The sequence below is a fragment of the Streptomyces sp. GbtcB7 genome, assembly GCF_019091445.1.
In the GTDB taxonomy this organism is placed as follows: Bacteria; Actinomycetota; Actinomycetes; order Streptomycetales; family Streptomycetaceae; genus Streptomyces; species Streptomyces mirabilis.
In genome coordinates this window covers 1-269 of sequence record NZ_JAGXJM010000306.1, presented here as the reverse complement: position 1 = coordinate 269, position 269 = coordinate 1, and the positions used below count along the sequence as shown (strand labels likewise).

1 protein-coding gene is annotated in these 269 nt (G+C 70.6%); it reads right to left on the bottom strand.

The window, feature by feature from the left end:
• Positions 1–269, bottom strand: a 269-nt coding sequence (locus tag KVT44_RS56145) for an LLM class flavin-dependent oxidoreductase (RefSeq protein WP_217576998.1), incomplete at both ends; no start/stop codon positions are given.

Sequence of the window (269 nt, the reverse complement as noted above, 5' to 3'; positions counted from 1 at the left end):
GATCGGCCTCACCAGACCCGAGCCCCGGGGCGGAGCCAGCGGAATCTGGTAGTGAGTACCGTCGTGCTCGACTCGTTCGCGGCGCCACACCTGTCGGCAGATGTCGATGATCTCGCGGGACCGGGCGAGCGGAGCGTCATAGGGCACGCCGTGGAATCCCTCGTCCACCTGCGGACCCGAAGCACCGGGGCCGAGCAGGAATCGGCGGTCCGAGACGTAGTCAAGGCGGGCGGCCGTCATCCCGGTGGGCGGGGGGCGAGGGGGGAGGT